At 73.9% G+C, this 14,042-nt stretch carries 11 protein-coding genes and 1 rRNA gene; 7 read left to right on the top strand and 5 right to left on the bottom strand.

Features of this window, described 5'->3' with window-relative positions; genetic code table 11:
* Positions 1–81 precede the first annotated feature (81 nt).
* Entirely contained in the window at positions 82–510 is a 429-nt protein-coding gene (locus BMW99_RS26410; protein WP_079138627.1) for a DUF962 domain-containing protein, read from the bottom strand.
* A gap of 140 nt (positions 511–650) precedes the next feature.
* On the opposite strand from BMW99_RS26410, the gene BMW99_RS26405 reads away from it, so the two are divergent.
* The 3 genes from BMW99_RS26405 (at position 651) to BMW99_RS26395 (ending at position 4,023) form a co-directional block, all read left to right on the top strand.
* Positions 651–1,568 (top strand): NUDIX hydrolase, encoded by a 918-nt coding sequence (locus BMW99_RS26405; protein ID WP_069464822.1) that lies wholly within the window; start codon positions 651–653, stop codon positions 1,566–1,568.
* Positions 1,569–1,757: 189 nt separating this feature from the next.
* Positions 1,758–2,687 (top strand): hypothetical protein, encoded by a 930-nt coding sequence (locus tag BMW99_RS26400; protein WP_069464821.1) that lies wholly within the window; start codon positions 1,758–1,760, stop codon positions 2,685–2,687.
* Entirely contained in the window at positions 2,674–4,023 is a 1,350-nt protein-coding gene (locus tag BMW99_RS26395) for an adenylosuccinate synthetase (protein ID WP_218108439.1), read from the top strand. The genes BMW99_RS26400 and BMW99_RS26395 overlap by 14 nt, the downstream gene beginning before the upstream one ends.
* Here BMW99_RS26395 and BMW99_RS26390 read toward each other — a convergent pair.
* Positions 3,948–4,748, bottom strand: coding sequence for a M15 family metallopeptidase (locus tag BMW99_RS26390; RefSeq protein WP_069464829.1), 801 nt, complete (start codon positions 4,746–4,748; stop codon positions 3,948–3,950). The genes BMW99_RS26395 and BMW99_RS26390 overlap by 76 nt on opposite strands.
* A 104-nt stretch (positions 4,749–4,852) precedes the next feature.
* Between BMW99_RS26390 and BMW99_RS26385 the strand changes: the two genes are divergently transcribed.
* Positions 4,853–5,464, top strand: a complete 612-nt coding sequence (locus BMW99_RS26385) for an NUDIX domain-containing protein (RefSeq protein WP_069464820.1) — start codon at positions 4,853–4,855, stop codon at positions 5,462–5,464.
* Here the strand turns inward: BMW99_RS26385 and BMW99_RS26380 are convergent.
* Positions 5,431–7,809 (bottom strand): glycoside hydrolase family 31 protein, encoded by a 2,379-nt coding sequence (locus tag BMW99_RS26380; protein ID WP_075017663.1) that lies wholly within the window; start codon positions 7,807–7,809, stop codon positions 5,431–5,433. The genes BMW99_RS26385 and BMW99_RS26380 overlap by 34 nt on opposite strands.
* Positions 7,810–8,069: 260 nt before the next feature.
* On the opposite strand from BMW99_RS26380, the gene BMW99_RS26375 reads away from it, so the two are divergent.
* Both BMW99_RS26375 and BMW99_RS26370 read left to right on the top strand, forming a co-directional pair.
* Positions 8,070–10,109, top strand: coding sequence for an acetoacetate--CoA ligase (locus BMW99_RS26375; RefSeq protein WP_069463491.1), 2,040 nt, complete (start codon positions 8,070–8,072; stop codon positions 10,107–10,109).
* 106 nt (positions 10,110–10,215) lie between these two features.
* The gene (locus tag BMW99_RS26370) at positions 10,216–11,184 is read left to right on the top strand and encodes a hypothetical protein (protein ID WP_069463490.1); all 969 of its coding nucleotides are present in this window, start codon (positions 10,216–10,218) and stop codon (positions 11,182–11,184) included.
* Between the two features lie 93 nt (positions 11,185–11,277).
* Here BMW99_RS26370 and ptsP read toward each other — a convergent pair whose 3' ends face one another.
* Both ptsP and BMW99_RS26360 read right to left on the bottom strand, forming a co-directional pair.
* Positions 11,278–12,948, bottom strand: a complete 1,671-nt coding sequence (gene ptsP, locus BMW99_RS26365) for a phosphoenolpyruvate--protein phosphotransferase (RefSeq protein ID WP_069463489.1) — start codon at positions 12,946–12,948, stop codon at positions 11,278–11,280.
* Between the two features lie 4 nt (positions 12,949–12,952).
* On the bottom strand, positions 12,953–13,402 hold the full coding sequence (locus tag BMW99_RS26360; protein WP_069463488.1) for a PTS sugar transporter subunit IIA: 450 nt from the start codon (positions 13,400–13,402) through the stop codon (positions 12,953–12,955).
* A gap of 524 nt (positions 13,403–13,926) precedes the next feature.
* On the opposite strand from BMW99_RS26360, the gene BMW99_RS26355 reads away from it, so the two are divergent.
* Positions 13,927–14,042: ribosomal RNA gene (locus tag BMW99_RS26355) — 16S ribosomal RNA — on the top strand; the annotation flags it as partial.

The following is a 14,042-nucleotide window of genomic DNA, read 5'->3' as shown; positions in this document are numbered from 1 at the left end:
TCTGAGGCGTGTGCCGGAAATGTTGTCCCGGGCCGGGAGAGCGTCAAGGAGCGGGGCCGATTCCGCCGGCCGCCCCGCGGCTCAGACCTCGATCTCCTCGGCGTCCTCGTCGTCCTCGGCGTCCTCGACCGCCGTGACGGCGCCCGCGGTGTGATCGGGGTTCTCCGCCAGCCACTTGGCCGCCGTCTCGGCCAGCTCGGCGTCGCGTCCCGCGAGCATCGTCGTGATCATCCTGACGTCCCCGCGCAGCGACCAGGCCGGGTGCCCGAACGTCGCCGGGTTGTTCCTCTCGATGAGGAAGTGCGCGGGCCACGCGGTGCCGTAGCCGATCACGGGCAGTGCCGCCGCGTACCTCAGCCGGCCCCGGGCGAGCCCGTAGCCGGTGACCGCGAGCCCGGTGAGGGTGCCGGCCAGGTGCACCCAGCGTGTGGCGGCCTTCGAGTGCATGGCCACGTAGTAGGGCCAGAACTCCTCGAAGGACGAGAACTCCTGCTGCGTCTGCTTGGTCATGACCGCACCGTAGCGCCGGCCCTGGACGTTGTCAGGGGGTCGTGGTACGTTCTTCTCGTACTGAGAAAGACTCACATTGAGAAAAACTCATACCGAGAACGACCAGTCGGGAACAACTCACCCGCGGGGAGGGGACACGGATGGACGGGCGCCGGCCGGACGACGAGCGGGAGTTCCTCGCGGCGTACGACCCGCGGGCCTTCGCGCCGATCGCCGTGACCGTGGACGTGGTCGCGCTGACCCTCCGCGGGGGCGCCCTGCACCTGCTGGCGGTCCGCCGCGGCGGACCGCCGTTCGCCGGCGCGTGGGCGCTGCCGGGCGGCTTCGTGCAGGCCGGACAGGAGTCGCTGGACGAGGCCGCGGCACGCGAACTCGCCGAGGAGACGGGCCTGGACGCGGGCGCGCTGGGCCGCGTCCACCTCGAGCAGCTCGGCTCCTACGGGCAGCCCGACCGCGACCCGAGGATGCACGTCGTGTCGGTGGCGTACCTCGCGTTCGCCCCGCACCTGCCGGACGCCACGGCCGGCGGCGACGCCGCGGGGGCGGACTGGCTGCCGGTGGAGTCCCTGCACCTGGCCGGGCAACCTGACGCGGCGCCCCCGCGTCCCATCGAACAGGGTCGGCGGACCGGAACCTACGGGGGTGGTACCGGCCGCCGGCCCCCTTCCCCCGGCGACTCCGCGCCGGGCGCGTCATCGGCCTCGGCCGAGGCCCCCGCCCCGGACTTCGCCTTCGACCACGACCGGATCGTCGCCGACGGACTGGAACGGGCCCGCGCCAAGATCGAGTACACCCCGCTGGCCACCGCCTTCCTCGACGAGACCTTCACCATCAGCGACCTGCGGGCGGTCTACGAGGCGGTCTGGGGCGCCCCGCTGCACGCGGGCAACTTCCACCGCAAAGTGCTGTCCGTACCCGGTTTCGTGGAGTCCACCGGCGAGACCGGCTCCCGCCCCGGCAGCCGCGGCGGGCCCCGCGCCCGCCTCTACCGGGCAGGCGACGCCCGTCAGCTGCACCCGGCGCTGCTGCGCCCCGACCACGAGGCCGCCGTCCGCTGAACGCGCCACGGCACCCGCGGCACGGCACCCGCCGCCTGTCGCCAAGGGCTGCGGCCGGGCCGCCGTCACCAACCGCCGCCGACCGGCACCACCACCGCCGACCGGCGCCACCGCCACCACCGAACCGTCACCGCACCACCACCGGTGAAGGAACGCCGGCATCGTCATCGACACCACAGGGGGACCATCATGGGAAGCGGACGCTGGTCGAGCAACGTCTACGACGCCGCCGCGCGTTACCGCGCCGCGTCGGGCACCGACGCCTTCGCCTACAACGACCACGTCAGGACCACCTCGCCGCGCCGCAGCTGGAGGGCGCACCCGTCGCTCGACCCGCGCGGACTGACCGTCAGGGAGAGCCGGGACTCCGCCGAGCACCCCACCTCGCTCGCCATCGCGGTGCTCTTCGACGTCACCGGCTCCATGGGCGGCGTCCCGCGGGTCCTGCAGACCAAGCTGCCCGACCTGTTCGGGCTGCTGCTCGCGCGGGGCTACACCGCGCACCCGCAGATCCTCTTCGGCGCCGTCGGCGACGCGACCTGCGACCAAGTGCCGTTGCAGCTCGGGCAGTTCGAGTCGGACAACCGCATGGACGACGACCTCGGCAACATCCTGCTGGAGGGCGGGGGCGGCGGCCAGATGACCGAGTCCTACGAACTCGCCCTGTACGCCATGGCCCGGCACACCTCGCTGGACTGCCACGAGAAGCGCGGGCGCCGCGGCTACCTGTTCCTCATCGGGGACGAGATGCCGTACGGCAAGGTCAAGGCCCGCGAGATCAGCGCGGTGCTCGGCGAACCCGCCGAGCGGGACATCCCCGTCACCGAGATCGTGGCCGAACTCCAGCGCACCTACCACGTCTTCTACATCCTCCCGGCCGGCGCGTCCTACGCGGGCAACCCCGAGGTCCTGGGGGTGTGGCGGCGGCTGCTCGGCCAGAACGTCATCGAACTCGACGACCTCGACGCCGTCTGCGAGACGATCGCGCTGACCGTCGGCCTCGGCGAGGAGGCCATCGACCTGGCGTCCGGCCTCGCCGACCTCGACGCGATCGGCTCCGACGCCGGGGCCAGCGTGGCGCGGGCCCTGCGGCCGGTGGCCGACCGTGACCGCCGCTAGCCGGGGACCGGGCGGCCCGCCGACGAGCCCGCACACGATCGTCGTCGACCTCGGCTACGGCGACGCCGGCAAGGGCGCCGTCGTGGACCGGCTCAGCCGCACCGGGGAGTTCACCGCCGTGGTGCGCTTCAACGGGGGAGCCCAGGCCGCCCACAACGTCGTCACCGAGGACGGCAGGCACCACACCTTCGCCCAGTTCGGCTCGGGCACGCTCCGCGGCGTGCCCGGCCACCTGTCGCGCTTCACCTGCGTCGACCCGCTGGCGCTCGCCGCCGAGGCGGACCACCTGCGGGCGCTGGGCGTGCCGGACCCGTACGGCCTGCTGACCGTCGACCGCCGGGCGCTGCTCACCACGCCGTACCACGCCGCGGCGAACCGGCTGCGGGAGCAGGCCAGGGGCGCCGCGCGGCACGGCTCGTGCGGCATGGGCGTCGGCGAGACCACCGCCTACGCCCTGGCCCACCCGCGGGACGCGCCCACCGCGGGCGACTGCGCTTCACGGCCCCGGTTGCTGCGGTTGCTGCGCCTGCTGCGGGACCGCCTGGCGGACGAGCTCGGCCCGTTGCCGGCCCCGCCGCCGGAGGACTGCGTCGACGCCTGCACCGCGTTCGCCCGCACGGTGACGCTCACCGGCGAGCACCACCTGCGGGACCTCGCCCGGCGCGGGCCGCTGCTCTTCGAGGGCGCCCAGGGCGTCCTGCTCGACGAGTGGCACGGCTTCCACCCGTACACCACCTGGTCCACCACGACCTTCGCCCACGCCGAGACGCTCCTGGAGGAGGCCGGCGACGGTGGCTCGGCCCGGCGGCTCGGCGTCGTGCGCACCTTCACCACACGCCACGGCCCGGGGCCGCTGGTCACCGAGGACCCCGAACTGGCCGCGCTGCTCCCCGAACCGCACAACGGTCACGGCCGCTGGCAGGGCGCCTTCCGCGTCGGCCACTTCGACGCCGTCGCGCACGGCTACGCGGTCGAGGTGTGCGGCGGCGTGGACGCCCTCGCCGTCACGCACCTCGACGCCGCGGCCCGCGTCGGCACGCTGCGGATCTGCCGCGGCTACGGCCTCGACGGCACGCTCGTCGAACGGCTGGCGCCCGGCCCGCCCCGTGACCTGGTGCACCAGGCGGAGCTGACCGGGCGCCTGCTTGGGGCCGCGCCCGCCGTCTGGGACACCCCCGGGCCCGACCCGGAGGACTGGACCGCGGCGCTGTCCGCCCTGCTGGGCGCGCCGGTGCTGGTGGCGTCCTCCGGGCCGGCGCGTCAGGAACTCAGGGACCTGCGGTCGATGGGGAAGTCGAAGTACGTGTCCGGGAAGGGCTCGCCGTTGAGCGTGTAGTGCCACCACTCCTCGGGCAGGTTGGTGAACCCCTGCGCCTCCATGGCGTTCTTCAGCAGCAGCCGGTCGGCGAGCTGCACGCCCTGGATGCGCGGGTCGAGGGTGTGGGCGAGGGTGTCGAAGCAGTCGAACCCGGTGCCCATGTCGATCGAGTTGTCGGGGAAGCGCTGGTCCTGCGGCCCGTAACAGGGCTCCAGGGTCTCGCCCGGCCGGTAGGGGCGGGTGGGCGTCGCCGGCAGCCGGACGACCGTGAGGTCCATGGTGCTGCCCCGGCTGTGCCCCGACTTCGCCGCGATGTAACCGTCGTCGAACAACCGGGTCTTGTCGACGTGCGGGTAGAACTCGGGCTTCATGCTCTGGTCGTTGAGGTCCTCGGCCCATGCCACGAAGTTGTCCACGGCGCGCTGCGGCCGGTAGCAGTCGTACACCTTCAGCGAGTATCCGCGGGAGAGCAGGCCCGTCTGCACCCGGTGCAGCGCCTCGGCAGCGGGCCGGGTCAGGATGCACATCGGCTTGCGGTAGCCGTCGATGGGGGCACCGGTGAAGTTGTGCGGGGTGATGTACCGGATCTCCTGGATGATCGTCGGGTCGACGTCGTGCAGGGCGGTGAACTGCGCCGGCGCCTTGGGCTCCGGGCGGGCCTGTGCGGGACCGCCGGCGGCGACCGCGATCAGCGCGGCGACGGGCAGGGCGAGGGTGCGCAGCACCGTGGTGAGTTTCGGCATGCTCCCACTGCCTACCAGCAACGAGGTCCCGGCGGGAAGGACGACCTGACGGCGGATCAGCGACATCCGCCGGAGATCGCGGGGCGATCCGGTACAGTCCGGGCGTGCCCGACGCCGACCGTGACCTCCCGTCCGTCCCCCCGGCCCGTGCCGCCCGGGCGGCCGCCGCGCCGGCCGCCGCCGCGGCGGTCGAGGACTCGCACTGCTCCTGGTGCGGCGCCCGCTACCCCTCGGACGCCGGCTGGCCGCGCCGATGCGCGGAGTGCGGCCGCTGGGCCTATCGCAACCCGCTGCCGGTCGCCGTGGCCCTGGTGCCGGTGCGGGACGCCGCCGGGCCCGCCCTGGTCGTCATCCGCCGCAGCATCGAGCCCAGCCGCGGCCGGCTCGCGCTGCCCGGCGGCTTCATGGAGGTCGGCGAGAGCTGGCAGCAGGCCGTGGTGCGCGAACTGGCCGAGGAGACCGGCATCCCGGGCGACGCGGGCCAGGTGGCGCTCGCCGACGCCCTCGCCGACGAGGCCGGCGGCTACCTGCTGCTGTTCGGGCTGCTGCCCGAGCGGCCCGCCGCCGCACTGCCGCCCCCGATCGTCACCGACGAGACCGACGGACACCAACTCATCCACGAACCGGTCGAGTTGGGTTTCCCGCTGCACACCGAGGCGGTCCGCCGCTGGTTCGCCGGCGGCTACCCGCCGGCACCCCGCACCCGCACCGCGTAGTCCGGCTCGCCGCCTCCGTCGGCCTCCACGACCACCCGGTCGCCGGCCCAGCGCGAGACGAAGCGCGTCATCCGCGGCGGCTCCCAGCCCTCCGGGTCGCCGGTGAACACCACGCCGCCGCCGGTGCGGCCGGCCCGCGGCGCCCACGCCTCCAGCTCGATCCCGCCGTCCGGTCCGGCCACCGGCAGCACCGCGCCGGCCCGGGCCAGGACCGGGATCCGGTCCAGCGGCGCGTCCAGCAGCACCTGGCCGGGGCCGCGGTGCGCCTCCCCGGTCGCCGTGTCGTACCACAGGCCGCGCGGCAGCCGCACCGCGCGCTTCGCCGATCCCGGCTCCATGACCGGCGCCACCAGCAGGGCATCGCCCAGCAGGAATGCGTCGCCGCACTCCCGCAGCGCCCGGTCCGCCGGCGACGTCCACCACAGCGGCCGCACGTACGGCGCGCCGGTGCCGCGCGCGATGTGCGCGAGCGTCTCGAAGTAGGGCAGCAGCCGCGTCCGTTCGGCCAGCGCGGCCCGCGCGTGCTCCAGTACCCGAGGCCCGAACTCCCACGGCTCGCGGCGGCCCGCGTCGTGCGCCGAGTGGGTGCGGAACAGCGGCAGGTAGGCGCCCAGCTGGAACCAGCGCAGATACAGTTCGGGCGACGGCGAGCCGGTGAACCCGCCCACGTCCGGGCCCGAGTACGGCACCCCGCACAGCCCGAGCCCCAGCACCAGGGCCAGCGAGGCACGCAGTCCCTGCCAGCCGGTCGCCACGTCGCCCGACCACGTGCCGCCGTACCGCTGCATCCCGGCCCACCCCGAGCGCGAGAAGAGGAACGGCCTTTGCTCGGGCCGCAGTTCGCGCAGGCCCTCGTACGCGGCCCTGGCCATCGCCAGCCCGTACACGTTGTGCGCCTCGCGGTGGTCGCCGCCGCGGCCCTCCAGGTGGTGGCGGGCCGAGCGGGGCAGCGTCGGATCGCCGAACGCGGCGAACGACACCGGCTCGTTCATGTCGTGCCACACCCCGGCGAAGCCCTGCCCGAGCCGCTCCGCGTACAGCCCGCCCCACCAGTGCCTGACCTTCGGGTCGGTGAAGTCGGGGAAGACGGCGGGGCCCGGCCACACCACGCCCTCCACCTCGCGGCCGCGCGCGTCCCGCACGAACGCGCCCGCCGCCAGGCCCGAGTCGTACTCCGCGAGCCCCGGCTCGGCCTTCACCGCCGGGTCCACGATCGACACCAGCCGGATGCCCCGGTCCTCCAACTCCCGTGCCAGGCGCGGCAGATCGGGGTAGGCCTCCCGGTCCACGGTGAACACCCGGTGCCCGTCGTAGTGGTCGATGTCCAGGTGGATCACGGACAGGGGCAGGTCGCGTTCCCGGTAGCCCGCCGCGATCCGGCGCACCTCCTGCTCGTTGCCGAAGCCCCACCGCGAGTGGTGGTGCCCCAGCGCCCAGCGCGGCGGCAGCGCGGGCCGCCCGGTCAGTGCCGTCCAGCCGGACAGCACCCGCGCGGGCGTGCCCGCGATGACCCAGTAGCGCAGCGGGCCGCCCTCCATGCGCAGCTCGCAGCCGCCCGGCCGGTCGTGGCCCGACCCCTCGCCCTCCTCGCCGTCGCGCAGGGTGACCTGCCCGTCCCAGGTGTTGTCGTGGAACAGCAGGTGGCAGCCGGCGTCCGCCACCACGAGCTGGACCGGCATCGTGATGTACAACGGGTCGTCCCCGGGAGCGAACGCGCCGCCCGGGTCGGTGTTCCACAGCCGGTACGTGCCGTCGGCCAGCCGCGGTCCCGCGGCCCGCCCGCCCAGGCCGTACACCCGCGCGTCGGCCGGAGTCTGCGAGCGCTGCACCCAGCGGGACGCCCCGCCCTCGTGCCCGCTCGCGTCCCACCAGCGCGGCGGCAGCTCGCGGCGCAGCAGCAGGCCGCCGGGCGTGCGGAACTCCACGGCGCCGTGGCGCGAGACCAGCACGGTCATGCGCTCGGACACCACCCGCCAGCCGTCCTTGTCCGGCTCCAGCAGCGCCCGGACGTCGGGAGCCGGCAGGCCCCCGCCCGCGCCGCCGTGCGGCGACCCGGCGGGCGCCAGCGCGTACGAGGGCTCTGGCTCCGCGCCGTCCCACCCGCAGAACACGGCGCCGCCGACCGAGACCCGCACCAGCAGCCGGGACCGGCCGAAGGCCACCACCCCACCGCCGGGCAGCGGCTGCGCGTCCACCGCGGCGCCCGGCACCCGGGCCCGCTCAGGGCCCGGCCGCGGGAGGTCCCGGGCGTCCAGGCGCCTCGTCCGCCAGGCCGCGCGCGTCGTGCGCAAGCCCGTGGCGGAACCCGCCATTCGTACCGATCGCAGCAGGTCCCGAGCGTCCATGCCCTCCAGCCTTTCATTGCTCCCGCGGCGGCGCCGCCCGTTCGGGCGGTGTTCACCTGGAGGAGCGCGCGAATCCGGCCGCCGCGCCCGGGCCCGCTCTGGCGCCGCAGACGATCACATGGCATCGTCCTGCCCAGCCCCCGCGGTGGGAGAACCCCGTCCCGGGAGCCGGCCGACAGCGCGGCCCGCCGACCCGGCGACACCGTGCACCGGCCGACCCTGCAGCCGCGCACAGCCGCGAACCGTCCGGGAGCCGCCGCATGACCACCACGCCCGAGCCCGCCAGCGCCCCGGAGCCGGCCGCGGAGCCGCGTCCCCTGTGGAGCCCCGGCCCGGAGCGCGTCGCACGCGCGCAGGTGACCCGCTTCCACGACTGGGCCGCCGAGCGGCACGGCGCCCCCGCGCGCGACACCGGCGACCCGCTCGCCGCCTACACCGCGCTGCACGGTTGGTCGGTCCACGACCCCGAGACGTTCTGGCGCGCGGTGGCCGAATGGTTCGACGTGCGGTTCGCCACCCCCTACAGCCGGGCCCTCGCCGACCCCGGGATGCCCGGCGCCCGCTGGTTCCCCGGCGCCACCCTCAACTACGCCGAGCACGCGCTGCGTCCCGCGCTCGACCCGGCCCGCGCCGGCACCCCCGCACTGCTGCACCTCGACGAGAGCCTCGAGATCGGCACCGTCACCTGGGCCGAACTCAGCCGCCAGGTGGCCTCGCTGGCCGCGGCCCTGCGGCGGCTCGGCGTGGCACCCGGTGACCGGGTCAGCGGCTACCTCCCCAACATCCCGCAGGCCGCCGTCGCCCTGCTGGCGACCGCCGCGGTCGGCGCCGTGTGGACCTCCTGCGCCCCGGACTTCGGCGCCCGCAGCGTGCTGGACCGCTTCCAGCAGGTCGAGCCGGTCGTGCTGTTCACCGTCGACGGCTACCGGTACGGCGGCAAGACCCACGACCGCACCGCGACCGTCGCCGAACTGCGCGCCGGCCTGCCCTCGTTGCGCGCCACCGTGCACATCCCGCTGCTCGGCACCGCGGCGCCCGAGGACGCCCTCGACTGGGAGGGGCTGACCGCGGACGCGCCCGAACCGGCCTACGCGCACGTGCCGTTCGACCACCCCCTGTGGGTGCTGTACTCCTCGGGCACCACCGGGCTGCCCAAGGCCATCGTGCAGTCCCAGGGCGGCATCCTGCTGGAGCACCTCAAACAGACCGGGCTGCATCTGGACCTCGGCCCCGGCGCCCGCTTCTTCTGGTACACCTCCACCGGCTGGATGATGTGGAACTTCCTGGTGTCCGGGCTGCTCGCCGGCGCCACCGTGGTCCTCTACGACGGCAGCCCCGGCCACCCGACCGTGGACGCGCAGTGGCAGGTGGCCGAGCGGACCGGTACCACCGTGTTCGGCACGTCCGCCGCCTACGTGATCGCCTGCCGCAAGACCGGCGTCCATCCGGGCCGCGACCACGACCTGTCCGCCGTGACCTGCGTGGCCACCACGGGCTCGCCGCTGCCGCCGGACGGATTCCGCTGGTTGCACGACGAGGTGAAGGAGGACCTGTGGATCGCCTCGGTCAGCGGCGGCACGGACGTGTGCAGCTGCTTCGCCGGGGGAGTGCCGACGCTGCCGGTGTACATCGGCGAGCTGCAGGCACCCTGCCTGGGCACCGACCTGCAGGCGTGGGACGCGCAGGGACGGCCGGTCGTCGACGAGGTCGGTGAGCTGGTCGTCACCAACCCGATGCCGTCGATGCCGATCGGTTTCTGGAACGACCCGGACGGCGTCCGCTACCGCGAGAGCTACTTCGAGATGTTCCCCGGCGTGTGGCGCCATGGGGACTGGATCACCCTCACCTCGCGCGGCACCGTCGTGATCCACGGACGCTCCGACTCCACGCTCAACCGCCAGGGCGTGCGCATGGGTTCCGCGGACATCTACGAGGTCGTCGAACGCCTCCCGGAGATCCGGGAGTCGCTGGTCATCGGCATCGAACTGGCCGACGGCGGCTACTGGATGCCGCTGTTCGTGCAGCTCGCGGACGGCGCGCGACTCGACGAGGCGCTGATCGACCGCATCCGCACCGCGATCCGCGCCGAACTGTCGCCGCGGCACGTGCCCGACGAGGTGATCGCGGTCCCCGGCGTCCCGCACACGCTCACCGGCAAGCGGATCGAGGTCCCGGTCAAGCGCCTGCTGCAGGGCACCGCGCTGGACAAGGCGGTCAACCCCGGTTCGGTGGACGACCTGGGCGTGCTGCGCTTCTACGAGCGGCTCGCCGCCGAACGCTCCGGAGGCGGCCGCCCGTAGCCGTGCTCACGGCCCGGACGGCCGGGACTGTCAGAGGCTCCCGTTACGGTGAGTGAGCATCAGACAGCGCAGGGATCGCATCCGGTCCCGGACCCGAGGGGGAAGCATGACCCGCACCGGCACCCGCCGCAGCACCGCACACCGCCGCCACGACCGCGCCCGCAAGCGCCACGCCACTCGCCGCACCAGGCCCGCGGGCCGCACCGACCAGCGGCGCGCCCTGCGCGCCGAAGCCCCCACCATCCTCGGACTGCTGGTCGACGACGGCGACTTCACCGCCATGACCGGCTACCCGAGCTTCCCCTTCACCGACTACGGCCGGTACCTGCACCACGTCGACGCCCTGCTGCACAGCCTGCACGCGCGCGGCACCCACGTCGCCGTCACCCTCTTCGACCCCGCCGCCTATGCCGCCTACTGCACCGGCACCCGACAGCCACCGGACAGACCCGGCAGCCGCACCCGGTACACCGCCGAAGCCACCACCGCGGGCCCCGCCGTCCCCTACGCCCGGCAGCCCCTCGACACCCTGCGCGGCACCCTGGCCCGCGAAGCGGAACACCGCGCCACCTGGGAGCGGGCCACCGACCTGCTGATGGACGCCGGCCGCTGCACCGACTGCGGGGAGGAACTCGTGCACTGCGCGTTCGACCGCGCCTCGCACACCCTCATCCGCCTCGTCGAAGCCGTCGGCCCGGGCCGCCACCACGTCGTCGCCAGCCTGCCCGAGGACAGCCGTCCGCCGCTGCTCGCCGCGGCCCGCATCGGCTCCGACGAGGACGGCGAACTCCACCTCGACGAGGCCGACGCCCTCCTGCTGTGCACGGTCATGGCCGCCTGCGCCGCCACCGTCCACCCCGGCGGCCTCGTCATCCGCACCACCGCCTCCGACGGCACCGACACCGTCCGCGGCTGGACCCTGCGCGGCGCGGTGCCGCACCCCCTCACCGAACCGGAGGTGTTCAACGCGTACTGCACCGACCCCGACACCGGAGACCCCGTACCCCCGGAACCCGGTGTCCGCTACGCCGCCGGCATCCCGCTGCCCCCGCCGCTGCCCGGCGACCTCGCCTGAACCGCACCGCCGGAAACGGCGAGGGGCGCCCCACCCCACGGTGGAACGCCCCTCGCCGCCCGGCCCTTCGACAGCGGCCGGGCAGGCCGGCCGCTACTCGCCGGACAGCACCGCCTGCGCCGCCCGCCGCGCGTCGTCCGCGCTGTCCGTGGCACGCGCCGCCGCCGCCGCACGTTCGCACTGAGCGAGCGTGAACTTCGCCAACGTCGCCCGCACGTAAGGAATCGACGCCGCACCCATCGACAGGCTGGTGACGCCCAGACCCGTCAGCACGCAGGCCAGCAGCGGATCGGCCGCCGCCTCGCCGCACACGCCGCAGCCCTTGCCCTCCGCCTTCGCCGCCTCGGCGGCCATCGCCACCAGGTCCAGCAGCGCCGGCTGCCACGGGTCCTGCAGCCGCGACACCGCACCGACCTGGCGGTCGGCCGCGAAGGTGTACTGCGCGAGGTCGTTCGTCCCCAGCGAGACGAACTCCACCTCCTGCAGTACCGACCGTGCCCGCAGCGCCGCCGACGGGATCTCCACCATCGCGCCGAATTTGGCCGCCAGACCCGCCTCACGGCACGCGTCGGCGAACGCCTTCGCGTCGCTCCGGTCCGCCACCATCGGCGCCATGACCTCCAGGTAGACCGGAAGCCCCTCCGACGCCCTGGCCAGCGCCCGCAGCTGCGTCCGCAGCACCTCGGGGTGGTCCAGCAGCGTCCGCAGACCGCGCACACCCAGCGCCGGGTTCGGCTCGTCGCCCGGCGTCAGGAAGTCCAGCGGCTTGTCCGCACCCGCGTCCAGCACCCGCACCACGACACGTCCCTCGGGGAACGCCTCCAGCACCTGCCGGTACGCCTCGACCTGCTTGTCCTCCGACGGTGCCTTCGCCGAGTCGTCCAGGAACAAGAACTCGGTACGGAACAGGCCCACGCCCTCGGCGCCCGCGGCCAGCGCCGCCGGCACGTCCGCGGGCCCACCGACATTCGCCAGCAACGGCACCTTGTGCCCGTCGGACGTCGCGCCCGGCCCCGACGACGCGGCCAGCGCCGCCTTGCGCTCCGCGGCCGCGGCCGTCAGCGCCGACCGCTTCTCCTCGCTCGGCTCCACGAAGACCTCGCCCGTGCTGCCGTCGACGGCGATCACCGTGCCCTCGGCCAGCTCCTCGGCACCGGGCAGCGCCACCACGGCCGGCACCCCGAGCGCCCGCGCCAGGATCGCACTGTGGCTCGTCGGCCCGCCCTCCGCGGTCACGAAACCCAGCACCAGCGCGGGGTCGAGCAGCGCGGTGTCGGCCGGCGCCAGATCCCGGGCGATCAGCACGTACGGCTCGTCGCTGTCCGGCACACCCGGCATCGGCACACCCAGCAGCCGCGCCACGATGCGGTTCCGCACGTCGTCCAGGTCCGCGACGCGTCCCGCCAGGTACTCGCCCGCACCCGCGAGCAGCGCGCGATAGGAGGCGAAGGCGTCGTAGACGGCGCGCTCCGCGGTGCTGCCCACGGCGATCCGCCGCTCCACGTCCGCCATCAGCTCCGGGTCCTGCGCCATCAGCGCCTGCGCCTCCAGTACCGCCTGCGCCTCACCTCCGGCCAGGTGCCCGCGCGCGGTCAGATCCGCGGCGACCGCCTCCACGGCCTGCCGGGCGCGGCCCTGCTCACGCTCGGCCTCGTCGCGCCCGATCTGCTTGGCGGGGGGCTCCAGGACAGCGGTGCCCATGTGCCGGACCTCGCCGATGGCCACACCGTGGCTGACACCGACGCCTCGCAGCGTTGTCTCCATGTCCCTACTTCCAGTCGAAGAGGGTCTCGCCGGCCGCGACGGTGCCGCCGTCCCTGACGTTCTCCAGCACCTCGGCCGTCGCCTCCAGGGCCACCACCGGGCAGATCGGGGACTTCCCCGCCGCCTCGACCGCCGCGGGGTTCCAGCGCACGACCGCCTGACCGCGCGTGACGTTGTCCCCCTTGGACACGAGCAGCTCGAAGCCCTCGCCGTTCATCTGCACGGTGTCGATGCCGAGGTGCGTCAGCACCCCGTGGCCCTCGTTGTCCACCACGACGAACGCGTGCGGGTGGAGCGAGACGATGACACCGTCCACCGGAGACACCGCCTCGCCCGGCTCGCGCGCGGGGTCCACCGCCGTGCCAGGGCCGACCATGGCGCCGGAGAACACGGGGTCCGGCACCGCTTCGAGTCCGATGACCCGACCGGCCAGGGGCGATGAAACGGTCGTCATGAGAAGCCTCCTCAAGTGCGGAGATCTAGACGCCGTCACTGACAGTCACGGGACGGCGAGCCGCGAGAGCAGCCTAAGTCATGTCAAGTGCGGATTCGGCCCGGCACCCGCCGCGTCCTCGGCCCACCCCCGATTTGCTCCCCGCAGGGGCGTCCAGTACCTTGGCACAACCGCCTCGACGAGACAGCGGAAACGTGCGTCTCGGAGCCTTTACCGGCAAAGGGGCTGGTAATTCTGACCGGAAAGCATCTGCTAAGGTTGGAACACAACGAAGGGAAGGCCGGAGGGGCCCGAAAGGGAACCGAAGGAAGCGTCCGTTCCTTGAGAACTCAACAGCGTGCCAAAAGTCAACGCCAGATATGTTGATACCCCGTCCCTCACGGTTCGCCGTGGTGGATGTGGTTCCTTTGAAAAGTCCTTCCTGTAGCGGGAAGGCGAGACACAGCGAGGACGCTGTGCACTGCGGGGACTATTCCTCCTCGTGGTGCCGCTCTTTCGTGTGTTGCCGGGATAGCCCGGAAGCATTCACGGAGAGTTTGATCCTGGCTCAGGACGAACGCTGGCGGCGTGCTTAACACATGCAAGTCGAACGGTGAAGCCCTTCGGGGTGGATCAGTGGCGAACGGGTGAGTAACACGTG

The organism is Actinacidiphila rubida, assembly GCF_900110255.1.
Taxonomy (GTDB): domain Bacteria; phylum Actinomycetota; class Actinomycetes; order Streptomycetales; family Streptomycetaceae; genus Actinacidiphila; species Actinacidiphila rubida.
The sequence above is the reverse complement of the archived record's forward strand: the minus strand, read 5'-3'. Positions and strand labels throughout refer to the sequence as shown.